Annotated in this window: 20 protein-coding genes; 11 read left to right on the top strand and 9 right to left on the bottom strand. The window is 59.4% G+C overall.

The features are described from left to right. Positions 1-17 precede the first annotated feature (17 nt). The 3 genes from thiP to QE453_RS21870 all read left to right on the top strand — a co-directional run bounded on the left by thiP (position 18) and on the right by QE453_RS21870 (position 4139). Complete coding sequence (thiP, locus tag QE453_RS21880) at positions 18-1658, top strand: thiamine/thiamine pyrophosphate ABC transporter permease ThiP (protein ID WP_309778002.1); 1641 nt, start codon at positions 18-20, stop codon at positions 1656-1658. Continuing rightward, positions 1655-2371: an ATP-binding cassette domain-containing protein gene (locus QE453_RS21875; RefSeq protein WP_037090155.1), complete on the top strand. Its 717-nt coding sequence runs from the start codon at positions 1655-1657 to the stop codon at positions 2369-2371. Before thiP ends, QE453_RS21875 begins: the two co-directional genes overlap by 4 nt. A gap of 253 nt (positions 2372-2624) precedes the next feature. Then, positions 2625-4139: a M48 family metalloprotease gene (locus QE453_RS21870; protein WP_034500057.1), complete on the top strand. Its 1515-nt coding sequence runs from the start codon at positions 2625-2627 to the stop codon at positions 4137-4139. Positions 4140-4191: 52 nt separating this feature from the next. On the opposite strand, the gene leuC is transcribed toward QE453_RS21870, so the two are convergent. Continuing rightward, the gene (gene leuC, locus QE453_RS21865) at positions 4192-5601 is read right to left on the bottom strand and encodes a 3-isopropylmalate dehydratase large subunit (protein WP_004443956.1); all 1410 of its coding nucleotides are present in this window, start codon (positions 5599-5601) and stop codon (positions 4192-4194) included. A 413-nt stretch (positions 5602-6014) separates the two neighbouring features. On the opposite strand from leuC, the gene QE453_RS21860 reads away from it, so the two are divergent. After that, positions 6015-7292 carry an MFS transporter gene (locus tag QE453_RS21860; RefSeq protein ID WP_022556971.1) on the top strand — a complete coding sequence of 426 codons (1278 nt, stop codon included), beginning with the start codon at positions 6015-6017 and terminating at the stop codon, positions 7290-7292. A gap of 47 nt (positions 7293-7339) precedes the next feature. Here QE453_RS21860 and QE453_RS21855 read toward each other — a convergent pair whose 3' ends face one another. The 3 genes from QE453_RS21855 to rplS all read right to left on the bottom strand — a co-directional run bounded on the left by QE453_RS21855 (position 7340) and on the right by rplS (position 9630). Then, a complete protein-coding gene (locus tag QE453_RS21855) occupies positions 7340-8173 on the bottom strand; it encodes an amino acid ABC transporter permease (RefSeq protein ID WP_112765643.1) in 834 nt (277 codons plus the stop codon). Next, positions 8170-8967 carry a transporter substrate-binding domain-containing protein gene (locus QE453_RS21850; protein ID WP_004443949.1) on the bottom strand — a complete coding sequence of 266 codons (798 nt, stop codon included), beginning with the start codon at positions 8965-8967 and terminating at the stop codon, positions 8170-8172. The genes QE453_RS21855 and QE453_RS21850 overlap by 4 nt, the downstream gene beginning before the upstream one ends. A 123-nt stretch (positions 8968-9090) precedes the next feature. Then, complete coding sequence (rplS, locus tag QE453_RS21845; protein ID WP_003505101.1) at positions 9091-9630, bottom strand: 50S ribosomal protein L19; 540 nt, start codon at positions 9628-9630, stop codon at positions 9091-9093. Positions 9631-9895: 265 nt separating this feature from the next. Between rplS and QE453_RS21840 the strand changes: the two genes are divergently transcribed. Continuing rightward, a complete protein-coding gene (locus tag QE453_RS21840) occupies positions 9896-10642 on the top strand; it encodes a sulfite exporter TauE/SafE family protein (RefSeq protein ID WP_006698271.1) in 747 nt (248 codons plus the stop codon). Here QE453_RS21840 and trmD read toward each other — a convergent pair. From trmD to ffh, 5 genes are all read right to left on the bottom strand, one after another. Continuing rightward, complete coding sequence (gene trmD, locus QE453_RS21835; RefSeq protein ID WP_004443947.1) at positions 10624-11322, bottom strand: tRNA (guanosine(37)-N1)-methyltransferase TrmD; 699 nt, start codon at positions 11320-11322, stop codon at positions 10624-10626. The two genes, QE453_RS21840 and trmD, sit on opposite strands and share 19 nt — an antisense overlap. A 3-nt stretch (positions 11323-11325) precedes the next feature. Further along, positions 11326-11892, bottom strand: coding sequence for a ribosome maturation factor RimM (gene rimM, locus QE453_RS21830; RefSeq protein WP_244456043.1), 567 nt, complete (start codon positions 11890-11892; stop codon positions 11326-11328). A 120-nt stretch (positions 11893-12012) separates the two neighbouring features. Then, positions 12013-12390, bottom strand: coding sequence for a 30S ribosomal protein S16 (gene rpsP / locus QE453_RS21825; protein WP_004443943.1), 378 nt, complete (start codon positions 12388-12390; stop codon positions 12013-12015). Positions 12391-12423: 33 nt separating this feature from the next. Further along, positions 12424-12741: a chorismate mutase gene (locus QE453_RS21820; RefSeq protein ID WP_003505091.1), complete on the bottom strand. Its 318-nt coding sequence runs from the start codon at positions 12739-12741 to the stop codon at positions 12424-12426. 11 nt (positions 12742-12752) lie between these two features. Next, a complete protein-coding gene (gene ffh / locus QE453_RS21815; RefSeq protein ID WP_004443941.1) occupies positions 12753-14324 on the bottom strand; it encodes a signal recognition particle protein in 1572 nt (523 codons plus the stop codon). A gap of 325 nt (positions 14325-14649) precedes the next feature. Here ffh and QE453_RS21810 point away from each other — a divergent pair, with 325 nt between their 5' ends. The 6 genes from QE453_RS21810 (at position 14650) to QE453_RS21785 (ending at position 20716) form a co-directional block, all read left to right on the top strand. After that, the gene (locus QE453_RS21810) at positions 14650-15720 is read left to right on the top strand and encodes an MBL fold metallo-hydrolase (protein WP_045533555.1); all 1071 of its coding nucleotides are present in this window, start codon (positions 14650-14652) and stop codon (positions 15718-15720) included. Between the two features lie 110 nt (positions 15721-15830). Then, positions 15831-16730 (top strand): diaminopimelate epimerase, encoded by a 900-nt coding sequence (gene dapF / locus QE453_RS21805; RefSeq protein WP_309777999.1) that lies wholly within the window; start codon positions 15831-15833, stop codon positions 16728-16730. Beyond that, a complete protein-coding gene (gene mtaB, locus QE453_RS21800; RefSeq protein ID WP_309777997.1) occupies positions 16727-18001 on the top strand; it encodes a tRNA (N(6)-L-threonylcarbamoyladenosine(37)-C(2))-methylthiotransferase MtaB in 1275 nt (424 codons plus the stop codon). The genes dapF and mtaB overlap by 4 nt, the downstream gene beginning before the upstream one ends. A gap of 32 nt (positions 18002-18033) precedes the next feature. Further along, positions 18034-19470 (top strand): signal recognition particle-docking protein FtsY, encoded by a 1437-nt coding sequence (gene ftsY / locus QE453_RS21795; RefSeq protein ID WP_309777995.1) that lies wholly within the window; start codon positions 18034-18036, stop codon positions 19468-19470. A gap of 2 nt (positions 19471-19472) precedes the next feature. Continuing rightward, positions 19473-20123: a septation protein A gene (locus QE453_RS21790; protein ID WP_004443928.1), complete on the top strand. Its 651-nt coding sequence runs from the start codon at positions 19473-19475 to the stop codon at positions 20121-20123. Further along, the gene (locus tag QE453_RS21785) at positions 20120-20716 is read left to right on the top strand and encodes a DUF2585 domain-containing protein (RefSeq protein ID WP_309777993.1); all 597 of its coding nucleotides are present in this window, start codon (positions 20120-20122) and stop codon (positions 20714-20716) included. Before QE453_RS21790 ends, QE453_RS21785 begins: the two co-directional genes overlap by 4 nt. Positions 20717-20752 lie beyond the last annotated feature (36 nt).

The following is a 20752-nucleotide window of genomic DNA, read 5'->3' as shown; positions in this document are numbered from 1 at the left end:
AAGAGGCGCGTCCACGCATGATGCTGCGTCGCGATTACCGGCGGTCAATCATTTTCGGGACGGCGGCTTTTGCCGCCGTTTTCCTGTTCATGGCGCTCGCCGTGTTTGCGCTTCTGTCCTTTGACGCGGGTGCATCCGCTTCCGGCATTTCGGACCCTTATACATTGCGTATTCTGCGCTTCACGGTTTATCAGGCGACGCTCTCCACCCTTCTTTCCATCATTCTTGGTCTTCCCGTGGCCTTGGCACTCTCCCGGCAGCGGGAGTTTCCGGGAAGGATCTGGATCATCCGGTTGATGGCAGTGCCGATGGGGCTGCCGGTTATCGTCGGCGCCTTCGGTATCATTACCATCTGGGGGAGGCAGGGTGTCTTAAATACGCTCCTTGTTTTCGCCGGCGCGGAAGAACCTTTCAGCATTTACGGTCTTTCCGGCATCCTCATTGCTCATGTGTTTTTCAATCTGCCGCTTTCCGTCCGGTTGTTGCTGGCCGGGCTGGAGCGTATTCCGGGCGAATATTGGCGCATGGCGGCGAGCCTCGGCATGGGGCCGATCTCGGTTTTCCGTTTTGTCGAATGGCCGGCCGTGTCCCGGCTTGTTCCGGGTATCGCCGGCCTCATCTTCATGCTTTGCGCCACCAGTTTTACGCTCGTGCTCCTTTTGGGCGGCGGGCCGGCGGCGACCACCCTGGAGGTCGCAATATACCAGGCGCTGCGGTTCGATTTCGATCCGCAGCGGGCGATCGCGCTCTCGGTTCTGCAGATCGTCCTCACCGCGGCCCTGCTCGGCCTTTTGGCCTTCCTGCCGTCGCCGGAAGCGGAAATCGCTTCACTTGGCCGGCCCGTGCGCCGTTTCGATGCAGGTCGGGCGGCGGCCCGCCTGTGGGACGGTCTAATCATCGTTTCTGCGGTGCTGTTGGTCGGACTGCCGCTGGTCGCCATTGTCTTCTCGGGCGTCCAGGCAGACCTGCCGCGCCTCATCACAGCACCGGTCTTCCTGCGCGCGGCGGCGACAAGTCTTGGGATTGCCGCGTTCTCGGCAATTTTCGTGATCATCGTCAGCATGGCGATCATCCGCGCACGTCAGGCGGTCAGCGCGAAACGGCGGGCCGCGCGGCCTCTTCACCTCTTGTCCAGCGTTCTCGGCGCGGGATCGTCTCTGGTTCTGCTGGTTCCGCCCGTGGTGCTCGGAAGCGGATGGTTCCTTCTCTTGCGGCCTTTCGGTGACGTCGCTGTTTATGCCCCGGTTCTCGTGGCGCTCATCAACATGCTGATGGCCCTGCCGCTTGCCATGCGGGTGCTGGAGCCGGCCGTCACCAGTCATTTTCTCCGCACCGGCCGACTTTCCGCCAGCCTCGGGCTTCAGGGTCTGCCGCGGCTGCGGTTCGCCGATCTGCCCGTCTTGTGGCGGCCGCTGGCCATGGCATTTTCCTTCGCGATGTCCCTGTCGCTTGGCGATCTCGGCGCGGTTGCCCTGTTCGGTTCAGAGAATTTCGTCACCTTGCCGTGGCTCGTCTATAGCAATATGGGCAGTTACCGGACCAACGATGCTGCCGGTTACGCCTTTCTTCTCGGTGTGGTCTGCCTGTTGCTTGCTGCAACCGGCGTATCGCGACATTCACAACCGGAGCAGGCAAAAGCGGCAGAGGCGATGACATGAAGGGCGACGATTTCGCAGTGCAGCTTGACAGGGTCAGGCTGCGGCTTGGAACGCAGGATTTCGACCTCGACTGTGCGTTTCCGCAGGGGCAGGTCACCGCTGTCGTCGGTGCATCCGGTTCGGGAAAATCGACACTGCTTAACCTCGTTGCCGGTTTCGAGTTGCCGGATTCCGGCCGCGTGATGATCGGCGGACGGGACGTGACGACGCTCGACCCTTCCGAAAGGCCTGTCTCTTCGATCTTTCAGGACAATAATCTTTTTGCCCATCTCGACGTTTTTACCAATGTCGCGCTTGGTATAAGCCCCACGCTCAGATTACACGCGGAAGACCGGCAAAGGATAAATATTGCGCTTGCGCGCGTTGGTCTTTCGGGTTTCGGCAAGCGTTTGCCGGGCACGCTCTCCGGAGGAGAAAGGCAGAGGGCGGCGCTTGCGCGCGCATTGGTCAGGAAGAAGCCCGTCATGCTGCTCGATGAACCTTTCGCCGCACTTGATCCAGGGCTACGGGCGGGCATGAGTTCTCTGTTGCTTGACTTGCATCAAGAAACAAATAATGCGGTGATTATTGTGAGCCATCACCCGGAAGACATAAAAAGATTAGCGCGGCGGGTGGTTTTTCTTGATCGTGGCCGTGTCGTTTTTGCCGGAGCGACAGCGGATTTCTTTGCCACACAAAATGTGAAGGCCGTGGACAGTTTCCTGAACGGGTGACCGCCTTATTTTCGACGCGCGCCGCTGGCAATCGCTTTAGATGACTTCAATGGCGCTAATTTGCACTTGCCAGTTTCAAGTTGTTGCCCGAGAAAAGATGAGAATTATTGCGTTCTTCAGGAATATTCCGGATTGATGGATCGATTTTACCGTCTCGGCATTCATCGCCCGTTGGGGCGAATCTGTTATTCTGGTCTGCAATTAACGGATGATCAGGAACGTTAAGGGGCAGGCATAGAGAATGAAAAATAGCATGACTGCACAGCGGAGGCTCTTCTCCGGTTCAGGCCTTCGCCGTTCCGGCCGGCTCGCTGCGGCGTGGTCCGCGCTGACCGCTTCTGCCGTGTTGCTGTCATCGTGCCAATCTCTTTTCAGCCCGGCCTACCAGTCCACATTGCGTCCCTCGGACAATCCGCAGACGGTGGAAGAGGTTCAGAAGAACGATCCGCGCGCGCAGATGGGCGCACGCGAACATCCACGCATCGTGGCAAGCTATGGCGGCGAATATCGTGATGCCAAGACGGAGCGGCTTGTCGCCCGGATTGCCGGAGCGCTGACGGCCGTCTCCGAAAATCCGCAGCAATCCTACCGCATCACCATTCTCAATTCGCCCGCCATCAACGCATTTGCGTTGCCCGGGGGATATCTCTATGTGACACGCGGGCTTCTGGCACTCGCCAATGACGCCTCGGAAGTGGCGGCCGTGCTGTCGCACGAAATGGGCCACGTCACCGCCAACCACGGGATCGAACGTCAGCGCCGCGAAGAAGCGGAAGTGATTGCGAGCCGCGTGGTTGCAGAGGTCCTGTCCAGCGATCTCGCCGGCAAGCAGGCGCTGGCCCGTGGCAAGCTGCGGCTTGCAGCTTTTTCGCGCCAGCAGGAGTTGCAGGCGGATGTGATCGGGGTACGCATGCTTGGCGAGGCGGGTTACGATCCTTACGCATCGCCGCGCTTTCTTGATTCCATGGCGGCCTATGCGCGGTTCTCTTCGGCCGATCCGGAAAACGACCAGAGCCTCGACTTCCTTTCGAGTCACCCCAATACACCACAGCGCATCGAGCTTGCGCGCCGGCATGCCCGTGCCTTCGGCCAGGAAGGCCAGGTCGGAGATCGTGGCCGAGACTGGTTTCTGGACGGTATAGACGGGCTGCTTTACGGAGATAGCCCGCAGGAAGGTTATGTCCGCGGCCAGACATTCCTGCATGGAACGCTCGGCATTCGTTTCGACGTGCCGGAAGGTTTCGTGATCGACAACAAGGTTGAGGCTGTCCTGGCGACAGGGCCGGGCGAAGTCGCAATCCGTTTCGACGGCGTCGCCGATCCGAAACAGACGAGCCTTGCCAATTACCTGACGAGCGGATGGGTCGCCGGCCTGCTGCCTGAAACGGTAAAGGAAACGCAGATCAACGGACTGGAGGCCGCGACAGCCCGGGCAAGCGCGGATAAATGGGATTTCGACGTCACGGTCATCCGTGTCGGCCAGCAGATATTCCGGTTCCTGACCGCGGTGCCGAAGGGCAATACGCAACTCGATTCCATCGCCAATACCTTGCGCACCAGCTTCCGCAAGATGACGCCGCAGGAGATCGCATCCCTGAAGCCGCTAAGAGTGCGGGTGGTGACGGTGAAGCCGGGTGAAACCGTGGCCACGATGGCGGCGCGGATGATGGGAACGGAGCGGAAGCTTGACATGTTCCGCATGATCAACGCGATGGGCGCCACGGCCACGATTCAGCCCGGGCAAAGGGTAAAGATCATCTCTGAATAAACAAAAACCCCGGATCTCCCCGGGGTTTTATGTTCAGACCTTCACCCGGCAATCACTGCCACTCACGAACGTCAACAAAATGACCCGCAATGGCTGCCGCCGCCGCCATGGCGGGGGAGACGAGGTGGGTGCGGCTCTTATAGCCCTGACGGCCTTCGAAATTGCGGTTCGAGGTGGACGCGCAGCGTTCGCCGGGTTTCAGGCGGTCGTCATTCATGGCAAGACACATGGAGCAGCCTGGCTCGCGCCATTCGAAACCGGCTTCGAGGAAAATCCTGTCCAGACCTTCCTTTTCCGCCTGTTCCTTCACGAGACCGGAGCCGGGCACGATCATGGCCGAAACGGTGGGAGCGACTTTACGGCCGTCAACGATCTTCGCCGCCGCGCGCAAATCCTCGATGCGGCCATTGGTGCAGGAGCCGATGAAGACACGGTCGATGGCGATATCGGTGATGCGCGTGCCGGGCTTGAGGCCCATGTAGTCAAGCGCGCGCCACTTGGAGGCGCGTTTGTTTTCTTCGTCGATGTCGTCGGGATTGGGAACAATGCCCTGAACCGAGGTTACATCTTCCGGAGAAGAGCCCCAGGAGACGATAGGCGGAAGATTGGCCGCATCGAGGATGACGACCTTGTCGTAATGGGCGCCCTCGTCGGATTTCAGAGTCTTCCAGTAGGCGATCGCCTGTTCCAGCGTTTCGCCCTTCGGCGCACGTGGCTTGTCCTTGATGTATTCGAAGGTCGTTTCGTCAGGCGCAATCAGGCCGGCGCGGGCGCCGCCCTCGATGGTCATGTTGCAGACCGTCATGCGACCTTCCATGGAGAGCGAACGGATCGCCTCACCGGCAAATTCGATGACATGGCCGGTGCCACCGGCGGTGCCTATCTCGCCGATAATGGCAAGGATGATGTCCTTGGCGGTAACGCCCTCGGGGATTTTGCCATCGACACGCACCAGCATGTTCTTGGCTTTCTTTTGGATCAGCGTCTGTGTGGCCAGAACATGCTCAACTTCGGAGGTGCCGATGCCATGCGCCAGTGCGCCGAATGCGCCGTGGGTGGAGGTGTGGCTGTCGCCGCAGACGATCGTCATACCCGGCAGGGTGAAACCCTGTTCGGGACCGACGATGTGAACGATGCCCTGGCGCTTGTCGCGTTCGGAATAATATTCAACGCCGAAGTCCCTGGCGTTCTGCGCCAGCGCTTCCACCTGAATACGGCTTTCTTCGTTCTTGATGCCTTCCAGCCGGTCGGCGGTGGTCGGCACGTTATGATCGACCACAGCGAGCGTGCGGGCCGGCGAATGCACCGGACGGCCGGCGATGCGCAGACCTTCGAAGGCCTGCGGGCTCGTCACCTCATGAACGAGGTGACGGTCAATATAGAGAAGACAGGTTCCATCCGGGTCGCGATTGACGACGTGGTCGTCCCAGATCTTGTCATACAAAGTGCGGGGTGCGCTCATGGCTCTGTGCCTTGTCATGGAAAAGGATAATAGGGTTCAGTAAGGCGGTGGACAGCGGTGCTGTCAGGCGAGCCTAAGTCGGCTGGTGAGCGCCCCGGAAATGCGCGCAAAGAAGCGTGCCGGCAGACGCTTGTGGTCCTGCAGCACATACACATTCTGAGCGAGACATCCGAATTTCGATCCCATGGCAACTTTCATAGCAGATCGATGGTTTTACGGCAACATGAATGCGCAGGAGACAGGCTGAAGGACAGGATCGTGCCAACACTATGCACTGCATCACGGCGAGACGGCCTGCCCAGCAACGCTTTGCAGTTGTTATGATGCAACGCAACTTGCCTATTTTGCAGCGCACATATAGATGGGTTCCCTTATCATTTGCATTCGACGAGAAATCGAAGGGAGGAAAGCATATGGTATCCGAAAAGGCCCTTATCTCGAAGATCACCTGGCGGCTCATGCCGTTTCTTGGCCTTCTCTATCTCATCGCCTATATCGACCGGCAGAATGTCAGCTATGCCAAGCTGCAGATGGTCGATGCGTTGAGCCTCAGCGAATACGCCTATGGTCTTGGCGCGTCGCTGTTCTTCATCGGCTACTTCATCTTCGAAGTGCCGAGCAACCTGTTCCTCAACCGCTTCGGCGCCAGCAAATGGTTTGCCCGCATTCTGGTTTCCTGGGGGGCCGTCACCATTGCGCTTGCCTATACGCAGAACGCTACGATGTTTTACATCCTGCGCTTCCTGCTCGGGCTTTGCGAGGCGGGCTTCTTCCCGGGTGTGCTGTTCCTGATGACGCTCTGGTTCCCGCGCGATTATCGCGGCCGCATGATCGGCCTGTTCATGATCTTCAGCGCGCTCGCCAATGCCATCGGCGCGCCGCTCGGCGGCATGTTGCTCGATCTCGACGGTTTCCTCGGTTATGCCGGGTGGGAATGGGTATTCCTTGCCACTGGTATTCCGGCTGTGATCGCTGGCATAGCCACCTTCTTCTATCTGGATGATACGCCCGAAAAGGCCAAGTTTCTGTCGCAGGACGAGAAGGACTGGCTGAAGAACCGGCTTGCCGAAGAGAACAAGGGCATGGAAGAGCATGCGGAAGATGGCTTCAAAGCCCTGATCAATCCGCGGGTTCTGTTCATGTCGCTCTGCTATGTTGGATTTCCGCTGGCCGCCTATGGTCTCAGCTACTGGCTTCCAACCATCGTGAAGAGCTTTGGCGTTTCCAACACCGCGAACGGTTTCATCAACATCATCCCCTGGGTGATCGTTGCCGTTGCCTTGTTCGTCGTGCCTCTGGCGGCCGATAAGGCAAAGAACAAGACGCCCTATATCGTTGGTCCTGCCTTTATCGGCGCGTTTTGCCTGCTGATGTCGGCATTGCTGAGCGACCCGGTGTTGCAGTTCGCTTTCCTCTGCATCGCCGCTGCAGGTATCTTTGCAGGCCAGCCGGTGTTCTGGAGCCTGCCCGGCCGCTTCCTCAAGGGAGCGGGCGCTGCTGCGGGTATCGCCGCCATCAATTCGGTCGGCAATCTCGGTGGCTTCGTGGCGCAAAACGTCGTGCCCTGGATCAAGGATCAGACCGGCAGCACCATTGCGCCGATGTTCTTCCTTGCCTTCTGCCTCGCGCTTGCCGGTGTGCTAGTCATCATCGCCACCCGCAAGATGGGCAATCAGGCTCAAACCGCCTGAACCAAAAGAGAGGGATGGCCGGATTGCTTCCGGCTGTCCCCTTTCCCTCATCCTTGTTTCGAGCGCATCGCCTTTTCAATCCGCCGCAATATCAGTGATAGGCCTATGGTCAAGATCAGGTAGATATAGGCGACGATCGAATAGGTCTCGAAAAACCGGAAAGAACCGGCGGCATAGACTTTTCCCATTTGGGTGATGTCGGTGACGCCGAGCACCGAAACAAGTGAGCTGTCCTTCACCATCGACACGAAATCGTTCGAAAGCGGCGGAAAGATCGTCCGGGTCGCCTGTGGCAGAGTGATCAGCCTGAAGCGCTGATAGCGGCTGAAACCGAGGGCCTTTGCTGCCTCGATCTGCCCCTCCGGAACGGCCTGTATGCCGGCGCGGAATATCTCTGCAATGAAAGCCGCATAACCGATGGTCAGTGCGATGATCGCCCGCCAGATCAATGATACGTCCCGCACAAGCAAAGGCTCCACCCATCCCTGTGAGACAAGCGGAGCAGTCAGCCCGTTATAGAGCGCCACCAGGCCTGGCGTTCCCACAAAAGCGATGTAGAAAAGCAGAACGATGATCGGTATGCCGCGAACCACTTCGATGTAAAACCGTGCCACTTGCCGTGCCACGATATTATCAGCCATTCCGACGAGGGCGATGCAAAGGCCGAGCAATGTTGCCAGCATAAAGGCCATGAGCGTGACGGAAACCGTGATGCCGACACCTTTTGCCACGGTGCTGAACACCTGCGTGTAAATGCCATTGACAGCGATCATCGCGGCAAGGGCAATGCCGATCACGAGGATCGCGAGCAGCCACCAGGGAAAATCCTCGCTCGTGCTGTTCTGCGTGTTCCGCTTTGTTGTGGCGTCGTGCAGCGTCATTCGCCAAGCTTGTAGTCGAGGAACCACTTCTTATCGAGTGCGGCGAAGGTGCCGTCCGCCTTCAGCGCCGCGATCGCGGCATTGACAGGGGCAACGAGATCGGAACCTTTTTTGAAGATGAAACCGAAGTCATCGCCGCCAAGCGGACCACCGATCAGTTTGAGCGTGCCGTTTGACGCATCGACATAACCCTTGCCGGCAACGCCATCGGTGAGCACGAGGTCGACATCGCCTGTTTTCAACGCCTGAACGCTGGCGCCGAAGGTTTCCATCAGGCGAAGGCGCGGATTTTGCTCGTTGCCATCCAGAACATCGTAAACGGCCGTGTAGAAGGGCGTGGTGCCGGCCTGTGCGCCAACGAGACCTTTATCGAAGGCGGCGAAACTCTTTGCGTCGGTAAAGCGGTTTTCGTCTGCCCGCACCAGCATGAACATTTCCGAACGCATATAAGGGACGGAGAAATCCACTTTTTCCCTGCGGTCGTCCTTGATGCTGATTCCGGTCATCCCGATGTCGTATTGCCCCGCAGAAACTGACTGTATCATCGCGTCCCAGGAAATATTTTGATATTCGACCTTGAAATTCAGCCGTCTGGCGATCTCTTCCATCGCATCATATTCCCATCCGATGGCTTTTCCGCTTTTCGGGTCGACGAATTGCAGCGGCGGATAGGCATTTTCCGTGACCACGACGACGGTGCGTCCCTCAAGATCCGGCAGATCGACGGCGCCGGCGAGTGCAGGCGTCATGGCCAATACGGCGAGGGCGGCGAGAAACGGGCGTCTGGCGATCATGAAAGGCTCCGGAGCGATTTTTCTCAAATTGCACGCTTGCCGGAGCGAGAGCAAGACATGTGAGCGCAACAAAAAAGGCGGTCCCAAGACCGCCTTTTCCGTAAATCCAGTAAACTGGAAATCTTATTCTGCTGCGGTTTCTGCAGCCTTTGCTGCTTCTTCTGCTGCCTTGGCTTCAGCAGCTTCGGCTGCTGCCTTTTCGGCGGCGAGAGCCTGTGCTGCTGCTACCTTTTCAGCTTCCAGACGTGCCTTTTCTTCGGCAGCTGCCTGGCGCTCGGACTCGTTCAGCTTACGGGCGCGCGTACCGGTGTTTTCAACGATACGGGCAGCCTTGCCGCGACGGTCGCGCAGATAGTAGAGCTTCGCACGACGAACCTTACCGCGGCGAACGATTTCAACGCCTTCGACCAGCGGGGAGTAGATCGGGAATACGCGCTCGACGCCTTCGCCGTAGGAGATCTTGCGAACGGTGAAGCTTTCGGAAAGGCCGCCGCCGGAACGGGCGATGCAAACGCCTTCATAAGCCTGAACGCGGGTACGGTTACCTTCGGTAACGCGCACGTTGACGCGCAACGTGTCGCCCGGAGAAAACTCAGGAAGGGTGCGCTTTGCTTCGATCTTGGCAGCCTGTTCGGCTTCCAGCTGCTGAATGATATTGGTCATGTTAACCTCTGATTTCTTCTGAAACAGCCAGAGCGCTCAACGGTTGCCTGTCGGTCGATGCCTTCAGGCCATGCCTTGCGGCAGGAGCGGGTTCGCCATTCTTTGCTTGCGGTTAAAGGGGTAAACCCCAATTCCACGCGGGCACATACACGAGGATGCACCGTTTGTCATCCCTTCATGACAATTTTTATCAATTCTTCGCCGCGCTCTGACAGTTGCGAAGCGGCTTTCGGCCGGATATGGCATGAAAACCTTGGGAGGGGCCATGTCCATATTCATCGTTCTCATGCTGTTTGCAACCGGCTTTCTGTCAGGTGTCGTCAATGCGATTGCCGGCGGCGGCACATTCCTGACCTTCGGTGCGATGACGCTGGCCGGCCTGCCGCCGATTGTCGCAAACGCCACGTCGGCGATCGTGCAGTTTCCGGGCTACGTCACGTCCGTCATCGCCTATGGGCCGGAGATACGCGCCCATTGGCGCGAGGCGATCCTTCTGTCGGCTGTTTCCGTCGTCGGTGGGCTGGGTGGATCGCTCCTGCTTCTGTCGCTCGACAACCCCTCCTTTCGTCAGCTGGTTCCATGGCTGCTTCTCGCCGCCACCGCCGTTTTTGCCGCCGGCCCTTGGCTCAGGCCGAAGGCAAGCACCGAGCGCTCTCCCGGCAATCTGCCGAGCCTCGTCTTCCAGGGGCTTGCCTCCATCTATGGCGGCTTTTTCGGCGCAGGAATGGGCATCATGATGCTTGCCATCCTCGGAATAACCTCGGGCGGGAGCTATCATCATCTCAACGCTTTGAAGAACCTGCTGTCGGTGGTGATTGCGGTCATCGCGATTACGATCTTCGTCAGCGGCGGTGTTGTCTCCTGGTGGGCGGCGCTCATCATGTTTCCCGCGGCAGCGCTTGGCGGCTATGCGGGCGTGCACACGGCGCGGCGGGTGCCGCAGTGGGTCATTCGCTGGCTGGTGATTGCGGTCGGGCTGGTGCTGACGGCTTATTATTTCGTCTCGACCTGAGGCTTCTCAAGAAGGTCGGGCCGCCTTTCCTTCGTCAGCTTCAGCGCCTGTTCATGACGCCATTTGTCGATGACGGCGTGATTGCCGGAGGTGAGAACGGCGGGGATATCGCGGCCTTCCCAGACCTGCGGGCGGGTATAATGAGGATGTTCCAGCAGCCCGCCCTCGAAGCTTTCATGCACGCCGGAAAGGTCATTGCCCATGACGCCCGGCAGGATGCGCACGACGGCGTCCAGCAGCGTCAGCGCCGCCGGCTCACCGCCGGAGAGGATGTAATCGCCGATCGACACCTCCTCCAGTGCGCGCGCCTCGATCACCCGCTGGTCGACGCCTTCAAAACGGCCGCAGACGATGATTGCGCCGTCACCCGCCGCAAGTTCGCGCACACGGTTCTGGGACAATGGCTTGCCGCGCGGGCTCATCAGCAGGCGCGGGCGCGTGTCACCATCGGAAACGTGGTCGATGGCCGCGGCCAGGACATCGGGTTTCAGCACCATGCCAGCGCCGCCGCCTGCGGGCGTGTCATCGACGCTTCTGTGCCTGTCGGTGGCGAATTCGCGGATCTGCACGGCGTCCAGCGACCATTGTCCCCGCTCCAGCGCCTTGCCGGCCAGCGAATATCCGAGATGTCCCGGAAACATTTCCGGGTAAAGCGTCAGCACGGTAGCCTTGAAGGTCATCGGTTACTTCTTGCCGAACGGCGGAACGCCGGTTTCGTCCTTGTCGTCGGGATTATCGATCAGGCCGGCGGCCATCGGATCGATAAGAATGCGTCCGGCTTCGAGGTCGATCTCCAGCACCGCCGCCTCTGAAAAGGGAATGAGGGCCGGGCGACGGCCCGCACCCTTCAGCTCCAGCAGATCACCCGCGCCGAAATCATAGACCGCACTGACGGCGCCATAACTCTTGCCTTCGGCATCAACCGCCTCCAGCCCTTCGAGATCGGCATAATAGAATTCGTCGTCATCAAGCTCGTCGTCGGGCAGATTGTCGCGTTCGATGAAGAGTTCGAGCCCATTCAGGCTTTCGGCTGCATCGCGGTCGTTGACGCCCCTGAAGCGCACAATGACAACGTTCTTGCCCTCGCGAATTTCCAGAATTTCAAAAATGCGGCCATCGGCGCTGACCAGATTGCCGTAATCGCCGAGCGCCAGCGGGTCATCGGTATATGTGCTGACACGGACTTCGCCACGCAGACCCTGCGCGCCACCGATTTTTGCCATGAGTATCGGGTTTTCCAGCTTTGCCATCGGGCCGTCCGTCTTCTGGTATTGGTTGCGTCAGCTTTAAGGTCTGTTGACGCCAAAATAAACAAAAAACGGGCGGCGTGGAAATCCACGCCACCCGTTCCTCAAAAGTTTCCGTGCAGATTATTCTGCAGCAGAGGCTTCCGCAGCGGCAGCGGCTGCATCTTCAGCCTTCTGCTTCTTTTCAGCAACGCGTTCCAGAGCGCGCTTGCCCGGCTTTGCCTTTTCCGGGTTGCTGCGAGCGGCGCGCTCGGCAAGGCCGGCTTCTGCGAGGAAGCGCAGAACGCGGTCGGTCGGCTGTGCGCCCTTGGCGATCCATTCCTTGATGAGGTCAGCCTTCAGCTCAACGCGCTGCGGGTTGTCCTTGGCAAGCATCGGGTTCCAGGAACCGACCTTCTCGAGGAAGCGGCCGTCGCGGGGCGAACGGGCGTCAGCAACAACGATCTGGTAATACGGGCGCTTCTTGGAACCACCGCGTGCGAGACGAATTTTGAGTGCCATGTCATTTACTCCTTAGGATGGCTTGTCCGCCGTTCAGGCGGTCTTTTCTGTGCCGCCATGTTCGGCGGCGATTGCTTCATGATGCCGGATGACTTCCTTGATGATGAAGTTCAGGAACTTCTCGGCGAAATCCGGGTCCAGATTGGCGTCCTTTGCCAGGTGGCGAAGGCGTTCGATCTGGTATTCCTCGCGCGCCGGGTCTGCCGGCGGCAAATTGTATTTTGCCTTCAGCACGCCCACCGCCTTGGTACAGCGGAAACGTTCGGCAAGAATGTGAACCAGTGCGGCATCGATGTTGTCGATCGACTGGCGGTATTCGGAAAGCTGGGCTTTCACCTCTGTATTGTTCATTGGCGTCCCCCTCACTTCTTTTTCGGAAAGCCGGGAAGGCCCGGCATGCCGCCAAGACCCGGCAGCTTTGTGCCTCCGAGGCCCGGCAATCCGCCCGGCAGACCGCCAAGGCCGGGCATTCCACCCGGCTTGCCGAGGCCGGCGGCTTCCGCCTGCTTCTGGAGCGCTTCAAGCTGCTTCGGATCGATGTTGGACAAATCAGGCATGCCGCCGCCCATCATGCCACCGAGACCCATCTTGCCGGCAAGGCCGCCCATCATCTGCTTCATGATGCCGCCTTTGCCCTTGCCGCCCATGGCTTTCATCATGTCGGCCATGCCGCGATGCATCTTCAGAAGCTTGTTGATTTCGGCGGCATCGGTGCCGGAACCGGCAGCGATGCGCTTCTTGCGGCTGTGTTTCAGAATATCCGGATTGGCGCGCTCCGCCTTGGTCATGGAGGAGATGATGGCAATCTGGCGATCGAACATCTTGTCGTTCATGCCGGCTGAAGCCATCTTGTCCTTCATACCGGCCATGCCGGGCATCAGCCCCATGATGCCGCCCATGCCGCCCATCTTTTTCATCTGGGCAAGCTGGTCGGCCAGATCGTTGAGGTCGAACTTGCCCTTGGCCATCTTCTCGGCCATGGCGCGGGCTTTTTCCGCATCGATGTTTTCGGCGGCCTTTTCGACCAGCGAGACGATGTCGCCCATGCCGAGAATACGGTCGGCGATACGGCGCGGGTGGAACTCGTCGAGTTCGTTCATGCGCTCGCCGATACCGATCAGCTTGATCGGCTTGCCGGTGACGGCGCGCATGGAGAGGGCCGCACCGCCGCGGCCGTCGCCGTCCATGCGGGTGAGAACAAGGCCGGTGATGCCGACACGCTCATCGAAATTTCGCGCCAGATTGACGGCGTCCTGACCGGTCAGCGAATCCGCCACCAGCAGGATTTCATGCGGGTTGGACTTCTTCTTGATGTCGGCCATTTCCAGCATCAAGGGTTCGTCGATATGGGTACGGCCGGCGGTATCGAGAATGACGACGTCGTGGCCGCCGAGCTTTGCGGCCTGCACGGCACGTGCGGCAATATCCGTCGGCGACTGGCCGGCAATGATCGGCAGCGTGTCGACGCCGGTCTGGACGCCGAGCTGGCGAAGCTGCTCCTGTGCGGCCGGACGACGCGTGTCGAGAGATGCCATCAGCACCTTCTTCTTGTCGCGGTCGGTCAGGCGCTTGGCGATCTTGCCGGTGGTTGTGGTTTTACCCGAGCCCTGCAGACCTACCATCATGATGACGACGGGGGCGGCCGCATGAAGGTCGATCGAGACGCCTTCGGTGCCGAGCATTTCGACAAGCTCGTCATGGACGATCTTGACGACCATCTGGCCGGGCTTGATGGATTTCAGAACGGCCGCGCCGACGGCTTTTTCACGCACTCTGTCGGTGAAGGAACGTACGACTTCCAAGGCCACATCCGCTTCCAGCAGCGCACGGCGAACCTCGCGCAGGGCGGCGGCAACATCGGCTTCCGTCAGCGCGCCACGGCCGGTCAGTCCATTTAGAATGGAACCAAGGCGGTCCTGGAGGTTTTCAAACATCGTTTCTTCCTTCTTCGTTCCGGGTTTCCGAAACGTCGGTGCTTTCGCTGGCAAAAACAAGACGCAAAGCCAAAAAGCACCCGAGGGCGCATCGCGCTGTCGGGTGTTGACCTCCGGGATCTCTTTATACCTTTTCGGGTCCCGGTCGGCGGCTTGGAGTCGTGAAACTGCCAGCTGATGGGCGGGATAAACAGGAAAGTGCCGGAAAAGTCAAGGCAGCGTTGGTTTCCGCCCGACAAAGCCTGCATTTCATCTTTGCGTGATCGGTCGTCGGCCGCCAGAGGCGGTGCTTGAACGGCGCCATTCTGCTCCCTATACATTTGTCATGAACCGTCGAAAATTTTTCCGTTTTTCCGCTGTTGGCCTGCTCGCTCTGGCGGGCGGCGGCCTTTATGCCCGTCGTTCAAGCGCCAGCGCCTATTATAGCGGCCCCATTTCCGATCATTTCGACGGGATACGCTTTTTCAATCCCGGTGGTACGCCACCCAGCAACTTCATGGGTCTGCTGAAATGGCGCTTCAATGGTGAACGCGCCAAGTGGCCGGAAAGCTATGCGAGCCCGTTTCCGTTTGCGAAACCGGACAGCCGGGTCGAGGGTAAAGACATGCGTGTCACCTTCATCGGCCATGCTTCCTTTCTTATCCAGACAGCGGGCCTGAATATTCTCGTCGATCCCGTGTGGTCTGAGCGCACGAGCCCGTTCAGCTTCGCCGGGCCCAAGCGCGTCAACCCGCCCGGTATCCGTTTCGAGGATCTGCCGCCCATCGATCTCGTGCTGGTAACGCATAATCACTACGATCATCTGGATATGGAGACGCTGAAGCGCCTGCATGTGGCGCACAAGCCGCTTTTCATCACGCCGCTCGGCAATGATGCCATCATCCGTACCGGCGTTCAGGCGGCGCGCATCGAGGTGGGCGACTGGGGTGATGTGATTGATGCCGGTGCGGTGAAAATTCACTTCGAGCCGTGCCATCATTGGTCGGCACGTGGTCTGAACGACCGGCGCATGGCACTCTGGGCGGCGTTCGTCATCGAAACGCCGGGTGGGAAAATCTACCATATTGGCGATACCGGCTTTCACGAGGGCCTCAACTATCACGCCGCGCGCAAGAAGCATGGTGAGTTCCGCCTCGCCAACCTGCCCTTCGGCGCCTATGAACCGCGCTGGTTCATGAAGGGCCAACACCAGAACCCGGCGGAAGCCGTGGAAGGCATGAAGCTTTGCGGTGCGGCGCATGTCTGCGGCCACCATTGGGGTACGGTACAGCTCACCGATGAGGCGGTGGATGCGCCGCTTGTGGCCCTCAAGGCAGCGCTGACCGAACACGGGGTGGAGGAGAGCCGTTTCCGGCCGATGCGCCCCGGAGAGGTTTTCGACGTGCCTTCCGCGTGACAGCCGCCCCGTTTGCGACGCAACAGTCTGGTAATTTGCCGGTGTTTCCGCCATATAGGGCGAAAGCACGGGAAAATCCCGTATGAAAAGCGGTTTTCAGGTTTAAAGCGATGGCGAACACGGTCGAATTTGCGAAGATGAACGGGCTTGGCAACAAGATCCTGGTTGTCGATATGCGCGGCCGAAAGGATATGGTCACGCCAGAGGCAGCAATTGTACTCAATGCCGATCCTGCCACCCAGTTCGACCAGATCATGGCCATCCACGATCCGCGTATCGAGGGAACTGATGCCTATATTGACATCCTCAACTGCGATGGCACCAAGGCGCAGGCCTGCGGCAACGGCACGCGTTGCGTGGTGCAGGCGCTGTCGTCCGAAACCGGCAAGACCAGCTTCACCTTCCAGACGGTCGCCGGTATCCTGAATGCCGTCGAGCATGAAGACGGCATGATATCGGTCGATATGGGGCTCCCGCGTTTCCGCTGGAGCGACATTCCGCTTTCTGAGGAATTCCACGATACCAGCCGCATCGAGTTGCAGATCGGGCCGATCGACGCGCCGATCCTGCATTCGCCTGCCGTCATGTCGATGGGCAACCCGCACGCCATATTCTGGGTTGATCGTGATCCGATGGAGTTCGATCTCGAACGTTTCGGGCCGCTTCTCGAAAACCACCCGATGTTTCCGGAAAAGGCCAATATCACGCTGGCGCAGGTCGTTTCAGACAGCGCGCTTCGCACCCGCACCTGGGAGCGCGGCGCCGGGCTGACGCTTGCCTGCGGTTCCGCCGCCTGCGCTTCAGCTGTTTCCGCTGCCCGCACCGGCCGCACTGGCCGAAAGGTCAGCATCGATGTGGCCTCCAGCCCCATTCGCGTGCCGCTGACGATCGACTGGCGTGACGATAACCACGTCATCATGACCGGTCCTGCCGAGTGGGAATGGTCAGGGTCGGTCGACCCAGTCACCGGTTCCTGGGCGCGGGATGCGGTCGAGCGGGGGGCTGTATGAGCGGCGTCGAGGTCATAACCTTCGGCTGTCGTCTCAACACCTATGAATCGGAAGTGATGCGGGCGGAGGCCGAAAAGGCCGGGCTTAACAATGCCGTGCTGGTCAATACCTGCGCGGTGACCGGGGAGGCGGTGCGTCAGGCCCGCCAGGCGATCCGCCGCGCCCGGCGCGACAACCCGTATGCGCGCATCATCGTCACCGGCTGCGCCGCCCAGACCGAGAAGCAGACCTTTGCCGACATGCCCGAGGTGGATGCGGTGCTGGGCAATGAGGAAAAGCTGAAAAGCGCCTCCTATCGCGCGCTGCCGGATTTCGGCGTTTCGGCGGAAGAAAAACTGCGTGTCAACGATATCATGAGCATCAAGGCGACTGCGCCGCAGATGGTCAAGCACATAGACGGGCATGTGCGCGCCTTCATTCAGGTGCAGAACGGCTGTGATCATCGCTGCACCTTCTGCATCATTCCCTATGGGCGCGGCAATTCGCGCTCCGTGCCGATGGGTGCGGTGGTGGATCAGGCGCGCAGGCTGACGGAGAGCGGTTATTGCGAGATCGTGCTGACCGGCGTGGATGCGACCAGTTACGGCGCCGATCTGCCGGGTGAGCCTTCTCTTGGTTATCTTGCCAAGACATTGCTGAAGCAGGTGCCCGACATTCTGCGCCTGCGCCTTTCTTCCATCGACAGTATCGAGGCCGACCACCATCTGATGGATCTGATTGCCGGTGAGCCGCGTTTCATGCCGCATCTGCACCTGTCACTCCAGCATGGCGACGACATGATTTTGAAACGCATGAAACGCCGCCATTCACGTGCCGATGCCATCCGCTTCTGTCACGAGGTGCGGGCCCTCAGGCCCGATGTGGCCTTCGGCGCGGATATGATCGCCGGTTTTCCGACCGAGACTGAAGAGATGTTCGAGAACGCGGCGACGCTTGCGGAAGAATGCGGCATTTCCAACCTGCATGTCTTTCCCTACAGCCCGCGTGCCGGCACGCCCGCCGCACGCATGCCGCAGCTGGACCGAGCGCTTGTGAAGGAGCGGGCGGCGAGGCTTCGCGTGCGGGGGGAGTCGCTTAAGGTGGCGCATCTGCAAGGAATGGTTGGTTCGGTGCAGACCATTCTTGTTGAAAACAACGGTTTTGCCCATACGGACAATTTCACGCTGGTGGCGGCGCCCGATCTTGCCCCGCGCACTCTTGCGCGGGTTGCGATTACCGGCCACAACGGCAAACATCTGAATATGAGGCTTCTAGCCGCAGATGCGGCCTGAGACAGCGCAAGAAAAGAGACACGGGAACAACCATGGCCCTCGGCTTCATCAAAAAAGTCTTTTCGTTCGGCAAGGACAAGGCCGAAACGGAAGAGCGGCCACAAGAGAATGCTGCGCTTGAGCGCGGCAATGAAAACGCCTCTTTCGAAGCGGCGCTGAACGACGCCGAAGCGCATGATGCTGTCGACAGGGATCCTGTTTCCGAACTGGAGATGGAGACGGCCGGCGGCCCGGCCCCCGACGAGGCGGAAGATCTAGCCTCCTCCGGCGAGAATGAAGACGAGGACGCGCCGCTTCTTCCCGGTGCCGAGCTTTCCGGCGATATGGGCCTGGTGCCATTGTCGTTGCTACAGGCGGAAGCGGCTGCCGAGGAGCAGGTCGAACCGACTCCGGAGGCTGCCGACGTCGTGCTTGATGCCGATGCGATGGATGCGCTGCTTGACGAGGCGGAAGCCGCGACCGCGCCTGAACCCATTGCGGTTCCACCATCTCTGCCAAAGGGCTTTTCGTCCGCCAGCGAACGGCAGGAGCCTGCGCCAGTCGCACCTGAGGTGAAACTGACATGGTTCCAGCGCCTGCGAAACGGGCTTGCCCGCACGTCTTCGCAGCTAACCACACAGATTTCAGCGCTTTTCACCAAACGCAAGCTGGATGAAGATACGCTCGACGAGCTGGAAGACCTTCTCATCCAGTCCGATCTCGGCGTCGAGACCGCCATGCGCATCACCGGCGCGTTGTCATCCGAACGCTACGGTAAGGATGTGAGCGGTGAAGATGTGGCGCGCATTATGGCTGGTGAAATCACCAAGGTGCTGAAGCCTGTTGCCAGACCTTTGGAACTCGATCTCTCGCACAAGCCGCATGTCATTCTCGTGGTCGGCGTCAACGGTACGGGCAAGACGACGACCATCGGCAAGCTCGCCGCCAAGCTTTCTGGCTCGGGCCTCAAGGTGATGCTGGCGGCCGGCGATACTTTCCGCGCGGCAGCGATCGAGCAGTTGAAGATATGGGCCGACCGCACCGGCTCGGACTTCATCGGCACCAAGCTTGGGGCAGATGCCTCGGGTCTCGCTTACGACGCCTATGAGCAGGCTCGGGCGCAAAAAAGCGATGTGCTCATCATCGACACCGCCGGCCGTTTGCAGAACAAGACGGAACTGATGGCGGAACTGGAAAAGATCGTGCGCGTGCTCGGCAAGCTCGATCCGGATGCGCCGCACACCGTGTTGCAGACTCTGGACGCAACGACGGGCCAGAACGCCATGAACCAGGTGGAAATATTCCGCAATGTTGCGGGCGTTTCGGGCCTGATTATGACAAAATTGGATGGCACGGCGCGGGGCGGTATCCTCGTCGCCATCGCTGCAAAACACAAGCTGCCGGTCTATTTCATCGGCGTGGGTGAAGGTGTTGACGATCTGGAGCCCTTCGAGGCGGAAGATTTCGCCAAAGCCATTGCGGGAGTTTGAGTATGGATATTGAAAGCAATTCCAAGGAAAGCGAAAAGATGGTGGCGGAAATCAGCCCGCTCCTGAAATTCGTGCTTGAGCTTGGCCCGCTCGTCGTTTTCTTTTTCGCCAATTCCCGCGGCGAATGGCTTGCCACCACTTTTCCGGTTCTGACAGAGTTCGGTGGCCCGATCTTCATCGCCACCGGCCTGTTCATGATCGCGACGGCGATTGCGCTCTCCGTTTCCTGGGTGCTGACGCGCAAGCTGCCGATCATGCCGCTGATTTCAGGCATCGTGGTCTTCGTGTTCGGCGCTCTGACGTTGTGGTTGCAGAATGACACTTTCATCAAGATGAAGCCGACCATCGTCAACACGCTGTTCGGCGTTATTCTGCTGGGCGGCCTGTTCTTCGGGCAGTCGCTGCTCGGTTACGTCTTCAATTCCGCCTTCAAGCTTACGGATGAGGGCTGGCGCAAGCTGACGCTGCGCTGGGGCATCTTTTTCCTCTTTCTGGCGGTGCTGAACGAGGTTGTCTGGCGCATGTTCTCCACAGACACCTGGGTGGCCTTCAAGGTCTGGGGCACCATGCCGATCACCATCATCTTCACCATGGCGCAGATGCCGCTTGTGATGCGCCATTCTGTCGAGCCGCTTGGCAAGGACGAAAAATGACATTTGCGGAGATGCCGGCTTCCCGTTCGCGTTCGCTTAAATGGTTCGGCGTGGCCGCCGGGCTGCTTCTCCTGCAGATCATCATTCTCTACGCCATGGGCCGCATTCCGATTTGTGAATGCGGTTATGTGAAGCTGTTCGAGCCTGGCGTGAATACACCGGGCAACTCCCAGCACATCGCTGACTGGTACACCCCGTCACATATCATCCACGGCTTCCTGTTCTACTGGTTTGCGTGGCTGCTGTTCCGCAACAAGCCGCTTTCCATGCGGCTTTCCCTTGCGGTGCTGGTAGAGGCCGCGTGGGAAATTCTTGAAAACTCGCCCATCATCCTCGATCGCTACCGAACCGCGACGATGGCGCTGGGGTACACGGGCGACAGTATCCTGAACTCGGCGATGGACACGGTTTTCATGGCGTTGGGTTTCTTCTTCGCCGGCCGTGCGCCGGTGTGGCTAACCGTGGTGGCCGCCATCTTCTTCGAGATATTCACCGGCTGGCTGATCCGCGACAACCTGACGCTCAACGTCGTCATGCTTGTCTGGCCTGTTGAAGCCATAAAGGAATGGCAGAACGCGCTCCCGCAAATGTGAACGGTGTTCGCCGACATTGCAGTCCGAACGGCCCTG

This window comes from Agrobacterium sp. SORGH_AS_0440 (assembly GCF_031453135.1).
In the GTDB taxonomy this organism is placed as follows: domain Bacteria; phylum Pseudomonadota; class Alphaproteobacteria; order Rhizobiales; family Rhizobiaceae; genus Agrobacterium; species Agrobacterium pusense.
The sequence above is the reverse complement of the archived record's forward strand: the minus strand, read 5'-3'. Positions and strand labels throughout refer to the sequence as shown.